Consider the following 18,183-nt stretch of genomic DNA (forward strand, 5'->3'; position numbering starts at 1 on the left):
CTGCGTGGGAATGCAGCCCGTGACGCTCCGCGTCACTGGACGCAGAGCGTCCCTAGAGGCATTCCCACGCAGAGCGTGGGAACGATCATGCTGCCAGCTCTAGTTCATCTCTTCTTCTACCCGATCCCGTCCGGCCTGTTTCGCCGCATACACCCCCGAATCCGCCCGCAGCAGCAGGGCATCCGCGCCCTCCCCGACTCGCCAACTGGCAATCCCGAAACTGGCGGTCACTGTCCCGACGCCTTCAATCGGCGAACCGCGCAAGCCTTGCCACAGCTGCAAGGCCAGGACATGGGCATGCTCGCCGCTGATGTCCGGGCACAGCACCATGAATTCCTCGCCACCCAGGCGACAGAACACGTCGGTGCGTCGCAGCCGATGGCTGATGCGTTCGCACACAATCTGCAACACCCGATCGCCGACCGCATGGCCATGCTGGTCATTGATGCGTTTGAAGTGGTCGATATCGAGCATGATCACCGACAATTCGCCGCCACCGCGTTCGACCCGGACCATTTCCGTGGTCAGGCGCTCCTGGAAATAGCGACGGTTGTGGATGCCGGTCAGAGAGTCGGTGATCGATAGCGCCCGCAGTTCTTCTTCCACCCGTTTCAAGTCGGAGATGTCCGAGATGTAGCCGTGCCAGAGCACGCCGCCACCGGGCAATTCCTCCGGTGTCGCCTCGCCACGAACCCAACGCAGGCCGCGCAGGGGTAATTGCACGCGGTATTCCTCGCGCCAGGGGCTGAGGGTATCCGCCGACGCCCGGATCGAAGCGCGGACCCGGGTGCTGTCCTGCGGATGAATCCGCGTGAAAATCGCTTCGGCGTTGAGCAACAGTACGTCCGGCTCGAGTTCGTAGATCTCGCGAATACCGTCGCTGGCGTAGATCACGCTGAAGCGCCCATCGAACTCCATCTTGAATTGGTAGATCCCGCCAGGCACATGAGCGCTGAGTTTCTTCAACAACAGGTCCCGTGCCGCCAGGGCCTCGTGGACCCGTTTGCGCTCGGTGATGTCGATACAGATCGCCAGGTGTCCGACCCACAAGCCTTGCTCGTCGAGGACCGGGGTCGCCAGCATGTTCACCGTCAAATGGCTGCCATCGCTACGCAGCAGCGTCCATTCTCGTGCTTCATGTCCGCCCTCCTCGCCGCCCTCTACCAACATCGCCTGGCAGGTCGGAATCGGTTTGCCATAGCGCGCGCTCAACTCCGCCGAACGGGCCACGAGCTCTCGGGGCAGGTGCAGGTTTTCCAGGGTCATGCGGCCGACCACCTCGGTGCTGGTGTAGCCAAGCATTTGTTCGGCTCCGGCATTAAAGGTACTGATAACCCCGCGCAGGTCAGTGGCGATGATCGCCACTTGGGTCGCGGCATTCAGCACACCCCGCAACTGCCCATGGGTGCCGCGTAGCTCCTGCTCGCGGTCGTGCAGTTCCTGGGTCCGTTGCTCGACCATTTTCAGGGCCCGTTGACGCTGACTGACCAGCACATAGAGCAAGGCACTGAGCAACAGACTGAGCAAACCACCCAGCACCACCAGGGAGGACACCGAAGAGTGATTGGCTTTCAGAAAGGCATCGCTGGGCTGAATGTCGACTTGATAGTCATGGTCGGCAAGCCGCAGCAGCCGGGTCGCGGCCAACTCACTGGGGGGCGACGTGTTGGGGGACTCATAAAGCACTTCGTGCTGATCGTCTGTGGATAAGTCGAGGATGCGCACCGAAAGATAGTCACGGCCAGCCTCCGGCAGCCCGTCCGCCAGCAACTGATGCATGCTGATCACGGCCATGACATAACCGTAAGGTTTCGACCCCGCCGGACTATTGCGCATCAACACCGGTGCGACCAGCAATACGCCGCGGGCATAGGCGGGCTCGATACTGACCAGATGCATTGGTTGCGATACCGCCATGCCGCCGTGCTGATCGGCCCGTTCAAGGGTGGCACGGCGCAAGGGTTGAGCCCACAAGTCGTAGCCCAGCGGCGAGCCGAGTTTACTTTGGGTCTGGCTATACAGCACCGCCACGTACTCATCCCGTTCGGCCGCCAGTTGCAGTTGGCCGTCGGCATTGAGTTCGCGCAGGGTGAAGTCGGGCAAACCCTCTGCACGCACCTGGCGTTCAAATTCCGCCCGTTCGGCACCGGTTATCCGCTTGGCGAAGGAATAGGCCTGGGTCCGGTGCAGCAGCGGTTGGGTGTAGCCGTCGAACTCCGCACGGGAGACCGAATCGGAATTGGCAAAGAACCGGCGCAGGCCATCGAGGCGCTGTTCCTGATCTTCGAAGCGTTCTTCGATACGGCTGTAACGTTCACTGGCCAGCAGTTGGAAACGTTGCCGCAATTGATGGTGGAACAGATTCAGCGTCGACCACGCCAGCAATCCGGTGAGAATCCCGCCGACAACCAATACCAGCAGTGCGACCAGCCAGGCCGACGCATCTTCACTGATAAAACCCAGGATTTTCGGGCGCACGGCGTGTAACGACATAGACGCAACTCAAAACGCCAGGTGCGGGAAAGCCCATTGGCCATGGATTGAGTTATAGCTATTAGCCATCAATTTGACCAGCCCAGAAAGAAGCCAAGAGCCTTTAAAAATCAAGGCTCTGTGGATCCAATTCCTTCAAGTGTCAACGAGCCGTGATTTTCCAGGCACGGTGGATTTTGCCATTACGGGCGAAATCCGGATCGATGGTCTGGGCGGTGATTTCCTCGACCGCATAACGCTCGGTGAGGTTTTCCTCGAGCTGGAACTTGCGGAAGTTGTTGGAGAAGTACAACACCCCGCCCGGGGCCAGGCGCGCCATGGCCAGGTCGATCAATTGCACCTGGTCACGCTGCACATCAAAGATCCCTTCCATGCGCTTGGAGTTGGAGAACGTCGGCGGATCGATGAAGATCAGGTCGAATTCGTCACGGCAGGCATCGAGCCAGGCCATCACGTCGCCCTGCTCCAGACGGTTCTTCTCGGAGAAACCGTTCAGCGACAGGTTGCGACGCGCCCAGTCCAGATAGGTTTTCGACAGGTCGACGCTGGTGGTGCTGCGCGCGCCGCCCTTGGCTGCATGAACACTGGCGGTTGCGGTGTAGCTGTACAGGTTGAGGAAGCGCTTGCCGGCGGCCTCTTTCTGAATCCGCATGCGCATTGGCCGGTGATCGAGGAACAGCCCGGTGTCGAGGTAATCGGTGAGGTTGACCAGCAGCTTCACGCCGCCTTCATTGACCTCGACGAACTTGCCCTGTGCCGCTTGGCGTTCGTACTGCTTGGTGCCGCTCTGACGCTCGCGACGCTTGACCACCACACGGCTCTTGTCGATGTTCAGGGCCTGCGGAATGGCGGCCAGGGCATCGAACATGCGCGCCGAGGCTTTTTCCGGATCGATGGATTTCGGCGCGGCGTATTCCTGGACGTGGACCCAATCCTGATACAGGTCGATGGCCATCGAGTATTCCGGCATGTCGGCATCGTAGACGCGGTAGCAGTCGATGCCTTCACGCTTGACCCATTTGCCCAGGGCCTTGAGGTTCTTTTGCAGTCGGTTGGCAAACATCTGCCCGCCTTCGCTCAAGCGCGGCTGCTCGATCACCACCGGGGCCGGTTTTATCGGGTTGCCGTTCTTGTTGTACTTCTCGTACTTGCCCGGTGCCACGTCGTTGTCTGCGACTTCGACTTCGGCTTGCTCGCGCTCGACCTGACGCTGTTCCGGAGTGCGGCGTTCGCCAGTGACGAACTGGTCCGGGGTGACTTTGATCAGCAGCAATTTGCACGGCAAGGCGCCGTTCCAGAACGAATACTGTTTGTGGCTGCGGATGCCCATGCGCTTGCCCAGCTCCGGGGCGCCGGTGAATATGGCGGCTTCCCAGTTCAAGCAGGCCTGTCGCAGACGTTCGCCGAGGTTCTGGTAGAGATAGAGCAAGCTCGCTTCATCACCCAGACGCTCGCCGTACGGTGGATTGCAGATCACCAGGCCTTTCTGGTTCTGGTCCGGACGTGGCTCGAACGTCCCGACTTCGCCCTGGTAGATCTTGATCCACTCGCTCAGGCCGGCACGTTCAACGTTGTTGCGACCCGGTTGAATCAGGCGCGGATCGGCTTCGTAACCGCGAATCCACAGCGGTGGCTTGGCCAGACCGGCCGCGCAACGCTCAGTGGCTTCTTCGTGAAGCTTTTTCCACAGGGCCGGGACGTGACCGAGCCACGCGGTGAAGCCCCACTGCTCGCGACGCAGGTTCGGTGCCATGTCGGCGGCGATCATCGCGGCTTCGACGAGGAACGTACCGACACCGCACATCGGGTCAGCCAGCGCGCCGCCCTCGGCCGCAATACGTGGCCAGCCGGAACGGATCAGGATCGCTGCCGCCAGGTTTTCCTTCAGCGGCGCTGCGCCCTGCTGCAAGCGATAGCCACGCTGGTGCAGGCTGTGGCCGGAGAGGTCGAGGGACAGGATCGCTTCGCCGCGGTCCAGGCGCAGGTGAATGCGCAGGTCCGGGTTGAGCTTGTCGATGGATGGACGGTCGCCCTGTGGCGTGCGCAGTTTGTCGACGATGGCATCCTTGACCTTCAAGGCGCCGAAGTGGGTATTGTCGATGCCCGAGCCGTGACCGCTGAACTCAACGGCCAGGGTGCCGTCATTGAGCATGTGGTCTTGCCACTCGATATCCAGCACGCCGTGGTACAGGTCTTCGGCGTCCTTCATCGGGAACCGCTTGAGTACCAGCAGCACCCGGTTCGCCAGACGCGACCACAGGCACAGGCGATAAGCGGTTTCCATGGTGGCCATGCCGCGCACGGCAGAGGTGTGCTCACGCGCTTCTTCAAGGCCAAGCCCGACGGCTTCCTCGATGAGCAGGCCTTCAAGGCCTTTAGGGCAAGTGAGGAAGATTTCGAATTGATCGGACATTGGAATTTCAGAGCCTTTCGCTAAGTGAACCGGCAACGCATTGCCGGCCCGGTTTTCAATCAGGCGCTTTTCTAAAAGAGCGCCCGCGTGGCACGAAGGTGTGCCGTCCCATCCCTGCAAGCTCGGGTTAAAAGAGCTTAGATGCAAAGACAGATAAAAAAGTTGATGCAATAAAATGTCATAAGTCGACCCTTCGTCGAATAATGCCTCATTTCAACGCGAGCCATTCTCAGCAAAGGATTAACCCCATCATCCAGCGAGGGGCTGATCATACCGGGGTTTTGCCAATAAACACGGGACAACATGGTGTTACTTATCGCCATACCATCTTTATCGTTACGTCCTTATGACAAAACGATCATTCCCTCGATGTGACGCATTGGTTAGAACTCACCACAGGTTGACGCCGCTATGACGTCAACACCTTGGCTCGCGACGCCGGCAGCGAGCCCCAACGGCAGGAGGTTTTTCTGCCAGACCTCGATTGAGGTCAACGCGATAAATACAGTCAACAAGTGAGGGCAACACCCTATGAGAAGACTTAAGCGTGATCCGTTGGAAAGAGCATTTTTGCGCGGATATCAATACGGCGTTGGTGGCAAATCCCGCGAGCTTTGCCCATTTACTCTACCGTCGGTACGCCAAGCCTGGATTAACGGCTGGCGAGAAGGACGCGGCGACAACTGGGACGGTATGACCGGCACTGCGGGAATCCATAGACTCAACGAACTTCACGCCGTCGGCTAATACAGGGCACACACTCCGACACGACAATCTGATTACGTAACGACTTACCACGCACGCCCCATCCGGGCGGCGGGCTTCGGCCCAGGGGCTCCTTCGAGGAGCCCTTTTTTATGCCTGCTCCCCACACATCCCCCTGTAGCAGCTGCCGAGCACCGCGAGGCTGCGTTCGGCTGCGAAGCAGTCGTAAAATCTGCATGCGCGGTGTACCTGTAAGACCACAGTGTCTGACTTCACGACTGCTTCGCAGCCGAACGCAGCCTCGCGGTGCTCGGCAGCTGCTACAGGTCAGCGCAGGGCTGCTATCGCGTCGACGGATTCCCGGATCAGCGCCGGGCCTTTATAGATGAAGCCGGAATAGAGCTGCACCAGGCTCGCCCCTGCAGCGATTTTCTCAGCCGCGTGCTTGCCTTCGGTGATGCCGCCCACGGCGATGATCGGCAAGCGACCAGCCAACTCGGCCGCCAGCACCTTCACGGTGTGGGTGCTCTTGTCGCGAACCGGTGCGCCGGACAGACCGCCCGCCTCGTCACCATGCTCCATGCCTTCTACGCCAACGCGGCTCAGGGTGGTGTTGGTGGCGATCACCGCGTCCATCCCGGTTTCAATCAGCGCTTGCGCGACCTGAGCGGTTTCTTCGTCGGTCATGTCCGGCGCAATCTTGATCGCCAGCGGTACATGTTTGCCGTGGCGCAGCGCCAGTTCTGCACGGCGCGTCGCCAGGTCGGCCAACAATTGCTTCAGCGAATCGCCGAATTGCAGGCTGCGCAGGCCCGGGGTGTTCGGCGAGCTGACGTTGACTGTCACGTAGCTGGCGTGGGCGTAGACCTTGTCCAGGCAGATCAGGTAGTCATCGACCGCCCGCTCAACCGGGGTATCGAAGTTTTTGCCGATATTGATGCCCAGCACACCCTTGAACTTTGCCGCCGCCACTCGAGCCAGCAGGTGATCGACGCCTAGGTTGTTGAACCCCATGCGGTTAATGATCGCCTCGGCATCCGGCAGACGGAAAATCCGTGGCTTGGGGTTGCCCGGCTGCGGACGCGGAGTGATGGTGCCGATTTCGACAAACCCGAAACCCAGTTGTGCAAAACCGTCGATGGCCGCGCCGTTCTTGTCCAGACCGGCCGCCAGACCCACCGGGTTCGGGAAGTCCAGGCCCATGACGGTCACCGGCAATTTCGCCGGCGCCTTGCACAGCAAGCCGTTGAGGCCCAAACGCCCGCCCGCGCCGATCAGGTCCAGGGACAGATCGTGGGAGGTTTCCGGGGAAAGTTTGAACAACAGCTGACGGGCCAGGGTGTACATGGGCAGGTTTGACTCTGGGCTACGAAAAGTGGCGGCGATTATAGCCGGGCATCGGGGTTGCAGGCGAGGCGCGCGAGAAAATCAGCGGGCGATGGCATATGCCTTGCACCGCCACTCACATCAGCACTCATGCCAACGGCGGGATGAGTCGAAAGACAAAGGCGTCGTCACTTGGCCTTGCCCCGGCAAGCAGCCCGGTCCGGCGCTTTTTTATGAAAGGTGTTTACAGATGATTGAAGTTCCAGCCAACCCTCTGGCCTGGGTCAACGGCAGCGATGCCCCGGAAAAGACCGAAATCAACCTCGGCTTCATGGCCCTGAGCGACTGCGCCTCGGTAGTGGTCGCGGCCACGCAGGGCTTTGCCCAACCGTATGGCCTGACCCTTAACCTCAAGCGCCAGTCGTCCTGGGCCAACCTGCGGGACAAACTGGTCAGCGGCGAACTCGACGCCGCCCACAGTTTGTACGGTCTGATCTACGCCGTGCATTTGGGCATCGGCGGTGTCGCGTCGACCGACATGGCGGTGCTCATGGGCCTGAATCAGAATGGCCAGAGCATCAACCTCTCCCATGGCTTGCAGGCGCTGGACGTGACCAGTCCTGAAGCACTGGAGCGGCACGTGCACCAAAGTCGCCCAAAACTCACCTTCGCCCAGACATTTCCTACGGGCAGCCACGCCATGTGGCTGTATTACTGGCTCGCGAGCCAGGGCATCCATCCGTTGCAGGACGTCGACAGCGTGGTGGTACCGCCGCCGCAGATGGTCGCGCACCTGCAAGCCGGGCGCATCGACGGCTTCTGCGTCGGCGAACCATGGTCCGCCAGCGCGGTGCAGCAAAACCTGGGGTTCACGATGGCCACCACCCAGACCATCTGGCCCGATCACCCGGAAAAAGTCCTCGGCTGCACCCGCGCCTTTGTCGAGCAATACCCCAACACCGCACGGGCGCTGGTGATGGCGATTCTGGAGGCCAGCCGCTTCATCGAAGAAAGCACCGAGAATCGCCGCAGCACCGCAAAGCTGTTGAGCGCTCCGCAATACCTTGACGCGCCACTCGATTGCATCGAACCGCGATTGCTCGGTGACTACGCCGATGGCCTGGGTAATCGCTGGCAAGACCCGCACGCACTGCGCTTCCACGATGATGGCGAGGTCAATCTGCCGTATCTGTCCGACGGCATGTGGTTCATGACTCAGTTCCGCCGTTGGGGCTTGTTGCGCGACGACCCGGACTACCTGGGCGTGGCCCGTCAGGTCCAGCAACTAGACTTGTATCGAGAGGCCGCCACCGCTGTCGGTGTGGCCGCGAGTGATCAGCCAATGCGCAGCAGCCAGTTGATCGACGGCAAGGTCTGGGATGGCCGGGACCCTGCCGGTTATGCCCGCAGTTTCAAGCTGCACGCCATGAGCGACAGCTCGCCCCTTCTCGCCAGCCGCTGACAGGAGACTGCGAATATGTTGCGTATCCTGCTGATCAACGACACCGCAAAGAAAGTCGGACGCCTGAAGGCGGCCCTGACCGAAGCCGGGTTCGAGGTGATCGACGAGTCAGGCCTGACCATCGACCTGCCCGCGCGCGTCGAAACGGTGCGTCCGGACGTGATTTTGATCGATACCGAGTCACCGAGCCGCGATGTCATGGAACAAGTGGTGCTGGTGAGCCGCGACCAACCACGGCCGATCGTGATGTTTACCGATGAACATGACCCCAATGTGATGCGTCAGGCGATCAAGTCCGGGGTCAGTGCCTACATCGTCGAAGGCATCCACGCACAGCGCTTGCAGCCGATTCTCGACGTCGCCATGGCGCGTTTTGAAAGCGACCAGGCCCTGCGCGCCCAACTCAATGCCCGCGACCAGCAACTGGCCGAGCGCAAGCGCATCGAGCTGGCCAAAGGGCTGTTGATGAAAATGAAGGACTGCAACGAGGAAGAGGCCTACACCCTGATGCGCCGCCAGGCCATGAGCCGCCAGCAGAAGCTGATTCAGGTGGCGGAGCAGATCATTGCCATGAGTGAGTTGCTCGGCTGACTCCCCCAAACGATCGTTCCCACGCTCCGCGTGGGAATGCCGCCATGGACGCTCTGCGTCCGCTTCGAGCTGTGACGCAGAGCGTCACGGGATGCGTTCCCACGCAGAGCATGGGAACGATCAGCGTGAATGTGGCACAGATCTCGCAAAGTAATCACTACAGGTAACCAACGGCGGTTGCCCCACCTACGACAAAGACGTCGCTCACCTCATTTGCCCTTTGGCGAATCCGGTGGCGGCGTTTTTTTGTTTTGGCCCCACAGACCGGGGCCGGTGGTGCGGCCGATGCGGCGCCCCACCTGCAAGCTCATGACTCCTTCTCGAGACTCCTAACAGCTGAGGTGCGCGATGAATTCAAGCTTCTGGAAATCTGGCCATACCCCGACATTGTTCGCGGCCTTCCTCTATTTCGACCTGAGTTTCATGGTCTGGTACCTGCTCGGCCCACTGGCGGTGCAGATCGCCGCCGACTTGCACCTGACCACCCAACAGCGCGGGCTGGTGGTGGCCACGCCGATTCTGGCCGGGGCGGTATTGCGCTTTGTAATGGGCTTGCTGGCTGATCGCCTGTCGCCGAAAACTGCCGGGCTGATTGGCCAGGTGATCGTCATCTGCGCCCTGTTCGTTGCCTGGAAACACGGCATCCACAGCTACGAACAAGCGCTGTTGCTGGGCCTGTTCCTCGGCATGGCCGGCGCGTCCTTTGCCGTCGCCTTGCCGCTGGCCTCGCAATGGTATCCCCCTCAGCACCAAGGCAAAGCCATGGGCATCGCCGGTGCCGGTAACTCGGGCACTGTGCTCGCCGCACTGATCGCCCCGGTGCTGGCCGCAGCATTTGGCTGGAGCAACGTGTTCGGCTTCGCCCTGATCCCGCTGATCCTGACCATCATCGTCTTCGCCTGGCTGGCGAAAAACGCGCCTGAGCGGCCAAAAGCCAAGTCCGTGTCCGACTACTTCAAGGCCTTGGGCGACCGCGACAGCTGGTGGTTCATGTTTTTCTACAGCGTGACCTTCGGCGGCTTCATCGGCCTGGCCAGCGCCCTGCCCGGCTATTTCAACGACCAATATGGCCTCAGCCCGGTGACCGCCGGCTACTACACTGCCGCATGCGTGTTCGGTGGCAGCTTGATGCGTCCGTTGGGTGGCGCTCTGGCGGATCGTTTCGGTGGCATTCGCACCCTTCTGGGGATGTACACGGTGGCGGCGCTCTGCATCGCCGCGGTGGGTTTCAATCTGCCGAGTTCCTACGCGGCGCTGGCACTTTTCGTCTGCACCATGCTCGGTTTGGGTGCCGGTAACGGCGCCGTTTTCCAATTGGTGCCGCAGCGTTTTCGTCGCGAGATCGGTGTGATGACCGGTTTGATCGGCATGGCCGGCGGTATCGGTGGATTTGCGCTGGCAGCAGGCATGGGCGCGATCAAGCAAAGCACCGGCAGTTATCAACTGGCCTTGTGGTTGTTCGCCAGCCTTGGCGTTCTGGCCTGGTTCGGTCTGCACGGTGTGAAACGTCGCTGGAGAACCACGTGGGGTTCGGCAGCCGTGACCGCTGCTCGGGTCTGAGGCCTCAATGAGCCTGCAACTGAGTTTTGCCGAAGCGAGCGCCATCGGCCCTCGCGAGGAGAATCAGGACGCCCTGCGCCTGGTGACTCCGGCCCCAGCGCTGGCGGCGAGCAAGGGTTACCTGTTCGCCATCGCCGATGGCGTCAGCCAGTGCGCCGATGGTGGCCTCGCCGCCCGCTCGACGTTGCAGGCCCTGGCGCTGGATTACTACGCCACGCCGGAAACCTGGGGCGTCGCACAGGCCTTGGATCGCCTGCTACTGGCACAAAATCGCTGGTTGCAGGCCAATGGCGGTGGGCAACCGTTGCTCACCACCGTCAGTGCCTTGGTCATGCGCGGCAGGCGATTTACCTTGGCCCATGTCGGCGATTGCCGGGTTTATCGCTGGCACGCCGACACATTGCAACGGGTCAGCGAGGATCACGTCTGGGACCAGCCGGGCATGCAGCATGTACTCAAACGGGCACTTGGGCTCGATCAGCATTTGGTGCTGGATTTTCTCGATGGCGAACTGCGCTTGAACGAAAGTTTCGTACTGCTCAGCGACGGCATTTGGGCCGTGCTGGGCGACACTGCGATCGCGGCAATTCTGCGCGATCAACCGGATTTGAACAGCGCGGCGCAGACCTTGGTCAGTGCGGCGCATCTGGCCGGCAGCCAGGACAACGCCAGTGCCTTGTTGGTGCGGGTCGATGCCCTCGGTGAAACCAGCATCGGCGATGCGTTGATTCATTTGCAGCAGTGGCCGCTGCCACCGGCCTTGAAACCAGGCCAGACTTTCGAAGGCTGGCAGGTTGAAGGAATACTCGGCCAGAGCCAGCAGTCGCTGCTTTATCGGGTGCGCGATGGGCAACAACAGCCCTGGCTACTGAAAACCTTGCCGGGCGCGCTGCGTGACGATCACCTCGCAGGGCAGGCGTTGCTGTCGGAAGAATGGTTTCTCAAGCGCGTGGCCGGGCGGCACTTCCCTGAAGTCCATGCCGCCAGTCAGCGTCAGCATTTGTACTACGTGATGCGGGAATATTCCGGATCGACCTTGGCGCAATTGCACGCCGATGTAGGACCGCTGCCGCTGCCCCAATGGCAGGATCTGGCCGAACGCCTGCTGCGCGCAGTTGGCATGCTGCATCGACGGCAGATTCTTCATCGCGATATCAAACCGGAGAACTTGCTGCTGGGGGACGACGGCGAATTGCGCCTGCTGGATTTCGGTCTCGCCTACTGCCCGGGCCTGTCCGAAGACCAGCCTTCTGCCCTGCCCGGAACCCCCAGCTATATCGCGCCGGAAGCCTTTCGCGGGGACGCACCGACACCGCAACAGGACCTGTATGCCGTCGGCGTGACCTTGTATTTCCTGCTCACCGGGCATTATCCCTACGGTGAAATCGAAGCTTTCCAGCGCCCACGGTTCGGGGTTCCTGTCAGCGCCAGTCGCTATCGACCCGACCTGCCGGAATGGATTGCGAAAAGTCTGGAGCACGCAGTAGCGGCGGATCCGGATCAACGCTTTGAAACGGCGGAAGAATGGTTACTGCTGCTGGAACAGGGCGAGCGGCGCAGTTTGAGCGTGCGCCCCAGGCCGCTGCTGGAGCGCGAACCATTGAAGGTCTGGCGGACCTTGGCGCTGGTGTCGTTGCTGGTGAACCTGGTGCTGCTGTTTCTGCTGTTCCACGACTGACACCGCCCCCTTGTAATTCCCTTGTAGCAGCTGGCGAAGCCTGCGTTCGGCTGCGAAGCAGTCGTCAATCCAGCCAGCTCGATTTACCTGAAACAGCGCGGTGCCTGATTTCACGACTGCTTCGCAGCCGAACGCAGGCTTCGCCAGCTGCTACAGAGACCGCGCCAATTGCGGGCAACATGCATTGTTTCGGTGCACAAACATCCCAATCCAAATGCCTAGAGCGCGATTCCCTCCAGTAAATCCGGGCACCTGAAGAACTTGGCACAACCACTGCATTACCTCTCTCACCATACATAAAGCCCAACCTTCAACGATGAAGGGTGCGCTGCCCGAGAGAACGGGACCAGGACAAAGGCGTCCTCGCTAGGCAACTAGCGGGACGCCTTTTTTTGTTTGCGCACATTTGTCGAGCAAGACCTGAAAGCCCTGTTGAGGCGAGTCTGAGCTCCCGGAGATCCTGATGAAAAAACTAAAACTGGTGATGATCGGCAACGGCATGGCCGGGGTTCGCACCCTGGAAGAACTGCTCAAGTTGAGCAATGAGCTGTACGACATCACGGTCTTCGGCGCCGAACCTCATACCAACTACAACCGCATCCTGCTCTCGCCCGTGCTGGCCGGCGAACAGACCTTCGAAGAGATCGTGCTCAACGATCTGGACTGGTACCTGGACAACAACATCAAACTGCTGCTCAACCGCAAAGTGGTGGAGATCGACCGGGTCAAACGCCGCGTGATCGCTGAAGACGGCAGCGAGGCCGAATACGATCGCCTGCTGATCGCCACCGGTTCGACCCCCTTCATCCTGCCGATTCCCGGCAACACTCTGGACGGCGTAATCGGCTACCGCGACATCGCCGACACCCAGGCCATGATCGACACCGCGAAAACCCACAAGCACGCCGTTGTGATCGGTGGCGGCCTGCTCGGCCTGGAAGCCGCCAACGGTCTGATGCTGCGCGGCATGCACGTCACTGTGGTGCACATCGGTGAATGGCTGCTGGAACGGCAACTGGACAAAACCAGCGGCCAACTCCTGCAAACCGCCCTGGAAGCCCGTGGCCTGAACTTTCGCCTGTGCGAGCAGACCCAGGCCCTGCACGATGCCGGCAATGGCCGGGTCGGCTCGGTCGAGTTCAAGAATGGCGACATTATCCCCGCCGACCTGGTGGTGATGGCCGCCGGTATTCGCCCCAACACCGAACTCGCGGAAAAATCCGGCATCCCTTGCAACCGCGGGATTCTGGTCAATGACACGATGCAAACCTACGACCCTCGGGTCTACGCCATCGGCGAATGCGCCAGCCACCGCGGCATAGCCTACGGCCTGGTGGCGCCGCTGTTCGAACAGGCCAAGGTCTGCGCCAACCACCTCGCCCAACTGGGCTTCGCCACCTACAAGGGTTCGGTGACGTCGACCAAATTGAAAGTCACCGGCATCGACCTGTTCTCCGCTGGCGACTTCATGGGCGGCGAAGGCACTGAAACCATCACCCTTTCCGACCCTATCGGCGGGGTCTACAAAAAACTGGTGATCAAGGATGACGTGCTGGTCGGGGCCTGTCTGTACGGCGATACGGCAGACGGTGGCTGGTATTTCCGGCAGATCCGTGAGAACCACGCCATCGACGAGATCCGCGATCACCTCATGTTCGGCGAAAACGCCTTGGGCGACGTAGGACATCAGGGTCAGGACAAAGCCATGAGCATGGCCGACACCGCCGAAGTCTGCGGCTGCAACGGCGTGTGCAAAGGCACCATCGTCAAGGCGATTCAGGAACACGGGCTGTTCAGCGTCGACGACGTCAAGAAACACACCAAGGCTGCCAGCTCCTGCGGCTCCTGCGCAGGGTTGGTGGAACAGATCCTGATCAACACCGTGGGCGGCGCAGCAGACGTCAAACCGAAAAGCGAAAAAGCCATTTGCGGTTGCAGCGACCTGAACCACGGGCAAATCCGCCAGGCCATCCGCGACCAGCACCTGCTGACCATCGCTGGCACCATGAGCTACCTGAACTGGCGCACGCCGAACGGCTGCGCCACATGCCGCCCGGCGCTCAACTACTACCTGATTTCCACCTGGCCGGGCGAAGCCAAGGACGACCCGCAATCGCGCCTGATCAACGAACGGGCCCACGCCAACATTCAGAAAGACGGCACTTACTCTGTAGTCCCGCGGATGTGGGGCGGTGTGACCAATCCTTCGGAACTGCGGCGCATTGCCGACGTGGCCGACAAATACAACGTGCCGATGGTCAAGGTGACCGGCGGCCAGCGTATCGATTTGCTGGGGATCAAGAAGCAGGACCTGCCCGGCGTCTGGAAAGATCTCGACATGCCGTCCGGCCACGCCTACGGCAAATCCATCCGCACCGTGAAGACTTGCGTCGGCAGCGAGTTCTGCCGTTTTGGTACGCAGAACTCCACGCAACTGGGCATCGAGCTTGAGCACGACCTGTTCAACATGTGGTCGCCGCATAAAGTGAAACTCGCCGTCTCCGGTTGCCCACGCAACTGTTCGGAAGCGGGCATCAAGGACGTCGGAATTATCGGCGTGGATTCGGGCTGGGAAATGTACATCGGCGGCAACGGCGGGATCAAAACCGAGGTCGCGGAATTCTTCGTCAAATTGAAAACCGCCGAAGAAGTGCGTGAATACAACGGCGCGTTCCTGCAGCTTTATCGCGAAGAAGCTTTCTACCTCGAACGCACCGTGCACTACCTGCAACGGGTCGGCATGGAACACATCAAGAAAGCCGTGCTGGAAGACCCGGAGCGGCGCAAGGCGCTCAACGAGCGCTTGCAATTCTCCTTGTCGTTCGAACAGGACCCGTGGAAGGAACGCCTGGAACAACCGCTGCTGAAGAAAGAATTCGACGTCATCACAGTGAAGAATCTGGAGGTGCCGGCATGAACTGGCTGGATATCTGCGCACTGGAAGAAATCAATGCCCTGGGCTCGCGGATCATCGCTGGCCCGAAAGGCGACATCGCGATTTTTCGTACCAGCGACGATGAGGTTTTCGCACTCGATGACCGCTGCCCACACAAGGGCGGGCCACTGTCCCAAGGTCTGATCTACGGCAAACGAGTCGCCTGCCCGCTGCACAACTGGCAGATCGACCTTGAGACTGGGGAAGCCCAGGCCCCGGACATCGGTTGCGCTCACCACCACTCAGCACGGGTCGAGAACGGCCGGGTGTTGCTGGCTCTGCGGGAAGCAAACTGATGAACCAGATCACCGCCTCCACCTGCTGCTACTGCGGGGTCGGCTGCGGCGTGCTGATCGAGCATGACGGCGAGCGCATTCTCGGCGTCAGCGGCGATCCGGCCCACCCGGCCAACTTCGGCAAATTGTGCAGCAAAGGCTCTACCTTGCACCTGACCGGCGACCTCGCAGCCCGGGTGTTGTACCCCGAGCTGCGCCTGGGCAAAGGCCTGGCCCGCAGCCGCACCGACTGGGACACCGCCCTCGATCACGCCGCCAGCGTTTTTGCCGAGACCATTGCCGAACACGGCCCGGACAGCGTGGCGTTCTACATTTCCGGGCAATTGCTGACCGAGGATTACTACGCCTTCAACAAACTGGCGCGCGCGCTGGTGGGCACCAACAACATCGACAGCAATTCGCGCCTGTGCATGTCTTCGGCAGTAGTTGGTTACAAGCGCAGCCTGGGCGCCGACGCACCGCCGTGCAGCTACGAAGACCTGGAACTGAGCGACTGCGTGATGATCGTCGGCAGCAACATGGCCTACGCCCACCCGGTACTTTTCCGTCGACTGGAAGAAGCGAAATCCCGCCGGCCGCAGATGAAAGTCATCGTTATCGACCCGCGTCGTACCGACACCTGCGATCTGGCTGACCTGCACCTGGCGATTCTGCCAGGCACCGATGTCGCCTTGTTCCATGGGATTTTGCACCTGCTGCTGTGGGAAGACTGGGTCGACCGCGACTTCATCAAGGCCCACACCGAAGGCCTGGCCGAACTGAAGAACCTGGTGCGCGATTACACGCCGCAGATGGTTTCGCAGCTCTGTGGGATCAGCACTGAACAACTGCATCAATGCGCAGAATGGGTTGGCACTTCCCCGAGTTTTCTGTCGCTGTGGTGCATGGGCTTGAACCAGTCCACCGCTGGCAGCGCAAAAAACAGCGCACTGATAAACCTGCACCTGGCCACCGGGCAAATCGGCCGCCCCGGCGCAGGACCTTTCTCCCTGACCGGTCAGCCAAACGCCATGGGCGGCCGCGAAACCGGTAGCCTGTCGAACCTGCTGCCCGGCCATCGCGAAGCCGCCAATGCTGAACATCGCGCGGAAGTGGCAGGGTATTGGGGTGTGGATCAATTGCCTGCAAGCACCGGGCTTACTGCCATTGAATTGTTTGAGCAGGTGCGCAGCGGAAAAATCAAGGCTCTGTGGATCGCTTGCACCAATCCAGCACAATCAATGCCGGATCAAACCGCTGTGCGCGAGGCGCTGCAAGCCTGTCCGTTCGTGGTGTTGCAGGAGGCCTTCCGCACCACCGAAACCGCAGCCTTCGCTGACTTGCTGCTGCCTGCTGCCAGTTGGGGTGAAAAGGACGGCACGGTAACCAACTCCGAACGGCGCATTTCCCACGTTCGTCGAGCCATCGTCGCACCTGGCGAAGCCCGCTCTGACTGGGCGATCACCGTGGATTTCGCACAGCGCCTGGAGAAATATCTGCGTCCCGGACAAACCAGTCTGTTTGCCTTTGAAAACCCGGCGCAGATCTTCGACGAGTACAAGCAATTGACCCGCGGGCGTGATCTGGACTTGTCCGGCATCAGCCATGCGTTGATCGACCGCCTAGGCCCGCAGCAATGGCCTTTCCCCATGGGTGCCAGCGAAGGCACGGCCCGGTTGTATCTGGACGGGATTTTCCCGACGGCCAGTGGGCGCGCGCAATTCGTGGCCGACCCGTACCGCGCCGCCAAGGAACAACGCGACGCGCGCTTCCCGCTAACCCTGATCACCGGCCGCCTGCGCGATCAATGGCACGGCATGAGCCGCACCGGCACCGCCGCCCAGCTATTCGGCCACGTCAGCGAAGCCGTGTTGAGTTTGCACCCGGATGAACTGCGTCGGCATCGGTTGCAATCGGGCGACCTGGTCAGCCTGAAAAGTCGCCGTGGTGCGGTGATTGTCGCCGTTGGAGGCGACGACAGCGTGCGCCCCGGCCAGGCCTTTCTGCCTATGCATTGGGGTGATCGCTTCCTCAAGGGCGGCGTAAATACCCTCACTCTTCCCGCCTTCGACCCGCTATCGAAACAGCCCGAACTCAAACACAGTGGCGTGCGTCTCGAAGCTGTAAATCTGCCATGGCAGCTATTCGCCCTCATCGAAGGCGATGTTCAACAGAGTTTTGAGACGCTACGACCGCTTTGTGAGGCGTTTTCCTACGTCAGCCTCAGCCTCGCTGGCCGTGAACGCCCCGCGCTGCTGATACGCGCTGCCAGCGCCGTCGCGCCCGATCCGCAACTGCTGCGCGACATCGATCAATGCCTGGGACTCAACGATGGCCCGGTTCTGGCCTATGACGACCCCCGGCGCTCCATCGGAAAACGCGTGCGGATCGAGAACGGCCGGATCACCGCGATTCGCCTGGCGGGTGAAACCCTTGCCCAACACTGGCTGCAAAGCCTGTGGCTGGAAGGTCGCGCTGACGAACAGCTGCGGCGCTGGCTGCTGGCACCGCTGAGCGCGCCACCAGGCAACGCCAATGCACCGGCCGCGGGGAACAAAACCCTGTGCAACTGCAAAAACGTCAGCCAAAGCGCAGTCTGCGCCGGCATTAGCCGCGGCCTGGACCTGCAAGGCCTGAAACAAGAATTGGGCTGCGGCACGCAATGCGGCTCCTGCGTCCCGGAAATCAAGCGTTTGCTGGCCGCCACTGCGCAGCCGGTCGCCGTCACCTCGTGAGGAAAACACT

At 60.9% G+C, this 18,183-nt stretch carries 11 protein-coding genes; 8 read left to right on the plus strand and 3 right to left on the minus strand.

The features are described from left to right. Window positions 1-99 precede the first annotated feature (99 nt). Complete coding sequence (locus AC3WP4_RS24500; protein ID WP_102616253.1) at window positions 100-2,493, minus strand: sensor domain-containing diguanylate cyclase; 2,394 nt, start codon at window positions 2,491-2,493, stop codon at window positions 100-102. A gap of 142 nt (window positions 2,494-2,635) precedes the next feature. Then, a complete protein-coding gene (gene rlmKL, locus AC3WP4_RS24505) occupies window positions 2,636-4,906 on the minus strand; it encodes a bifunctional 23S rRNA (guanine(2069)-N(7))-methyltransferase RlmK/23S rRNA (guanine(2445)-N(2))-methyltransferase RlmL (protein WP_102616252.1) in 2,271 nt (756 codons plus the stop codon). Between the two features lie 531 nt (window positions 4,907-5,437). On the opposite strand from rlmKL, the gene rmf reads away from it, so the two are divergent. Continuing rightward, entirely contained in the window at window positions 5,438-5,653 is a 216-nt protein-coding gene (rmf, locus tag AC3WP4_RS24510; RefSeq protein ID WP_003223300.1) for a ribosome modulation factor, read from the plus strand. Window positions 5,654-5,938: 285 nt separating this feature from the next. Here rmf and AC3WP4_RS24515 read toward each other — a convergent pair whose 3' ends face one another. Next, entirely contained in the window at window positions 5,939-6,958 is a 1,020-nt protein-coding gene (locus tag AC3WP4_RS24515) for a quinone-dependent dihydroorotate dehydrogenase (RefSeq protein WP_074875041.1), read from the minus strand. Window positions 6,959-7,187: 229 nt separating this feature from the next. Here AC3WP4_RS24515 and AC3WP4_RS24520 point away from each other — a divergent pair, with 229 nt between their 5' ends. The 7 genes from AC3WP4_RS24520 (at window position 7,188) to AC3WP4_RS24550 (ending at window position 18,173) form a co-directional block, all read left to right on the plus strand. Next, window positions 7,188-8,399 (plus strand): CmpA/NrtA family ABC transporter substrate-binding protein, encoded by a 1,212-nt coding sequence (locus AC3WP4_RS24520; protein ID WP_102616251.1) that lies wholly within the window; start codon window positions 7,188-7,190, stop codon window positions 8,397-8,399. Window positions 8,400-8,414: 15 nt separating this feature from the next. Then, window positions 8,415-8,990, plus strand: coding sequence for an ANTAR domain-containing response regulator (locus AC3WP4_RS24525; RefSeq protein ID WP_074875038.1), 576 nt, complete (start codon window positions 8,415-8,417; stop codon window positions 8,988-8,990). Between the two features lie 348 nt (window positions 8,991-9,338). Continuing rightward, entirely contained in the window at window positions 9,339-10,550 is a 1,212-nt protein-coding gene (locus AC3WP4_RS24530; protein ID WP_102616250.1) for a nitrate/nitrite transporter, read from the plus strand. Window positions 10,551-10,557: 7 nt separating this feature from the next. Beyond that, entirely contained in the window at window positions 10,558-12,228 is a 1,671-nt protein-coding gene (locus tag AC3WP4_RS24535; protein WP_074875034.1) for a bifunctional protein-serine/threonine kinase/phosphatase, read from the plus strand. 463 nt (window positions 12,229-12,691) lie between these two features. Then, window positions 12,692-15,145 carry a nitrite reductase large subunit NirB gene (nirB, locus tag AC3WP4_RS24540; protein WP_102616249.1) on the plus strand — a complete coding sequence of 818 codons (2,454 nt, stop codon included), beginning with the start codon at window positions 12,692-12,694 and terminating at the stop codon, window positions 15,143-15,145. Further along, complete coding sequence (gene nirD, locus AC3WP4_RS24545) at window positions 15,142-15,459, plus strand: nitrite reductase small subunit NirD (RefSeq protein ID WP_074875030.1); 318 nt, start codon at window positions 15,142-15,144, stop codon at window positions 15,457-15,459. Before nirB ends, nirD begins: the two co-directional genes overlap by 4 nt. Next, complete coding sequence (locus tag AC3WP4_RS24550) at window positions 15,459-18,173, plus strand: nitrate reductase (protein WP_173860496.1); 2,715 nt, start codon at window positions 15,459-15,461, stop codon at window positions 18,171-18,173. Before nirD ends, AC3WP4_RS24550 begins: the two co-directional genes overlap by 1 nt. The last annotated feature ends 10 nt before the right edge of the window (window positions 18,174-18,183 follow it).

It is taken from the genome of Pseudomonas sp. FW305-20, from assembly GCF_058788075.1.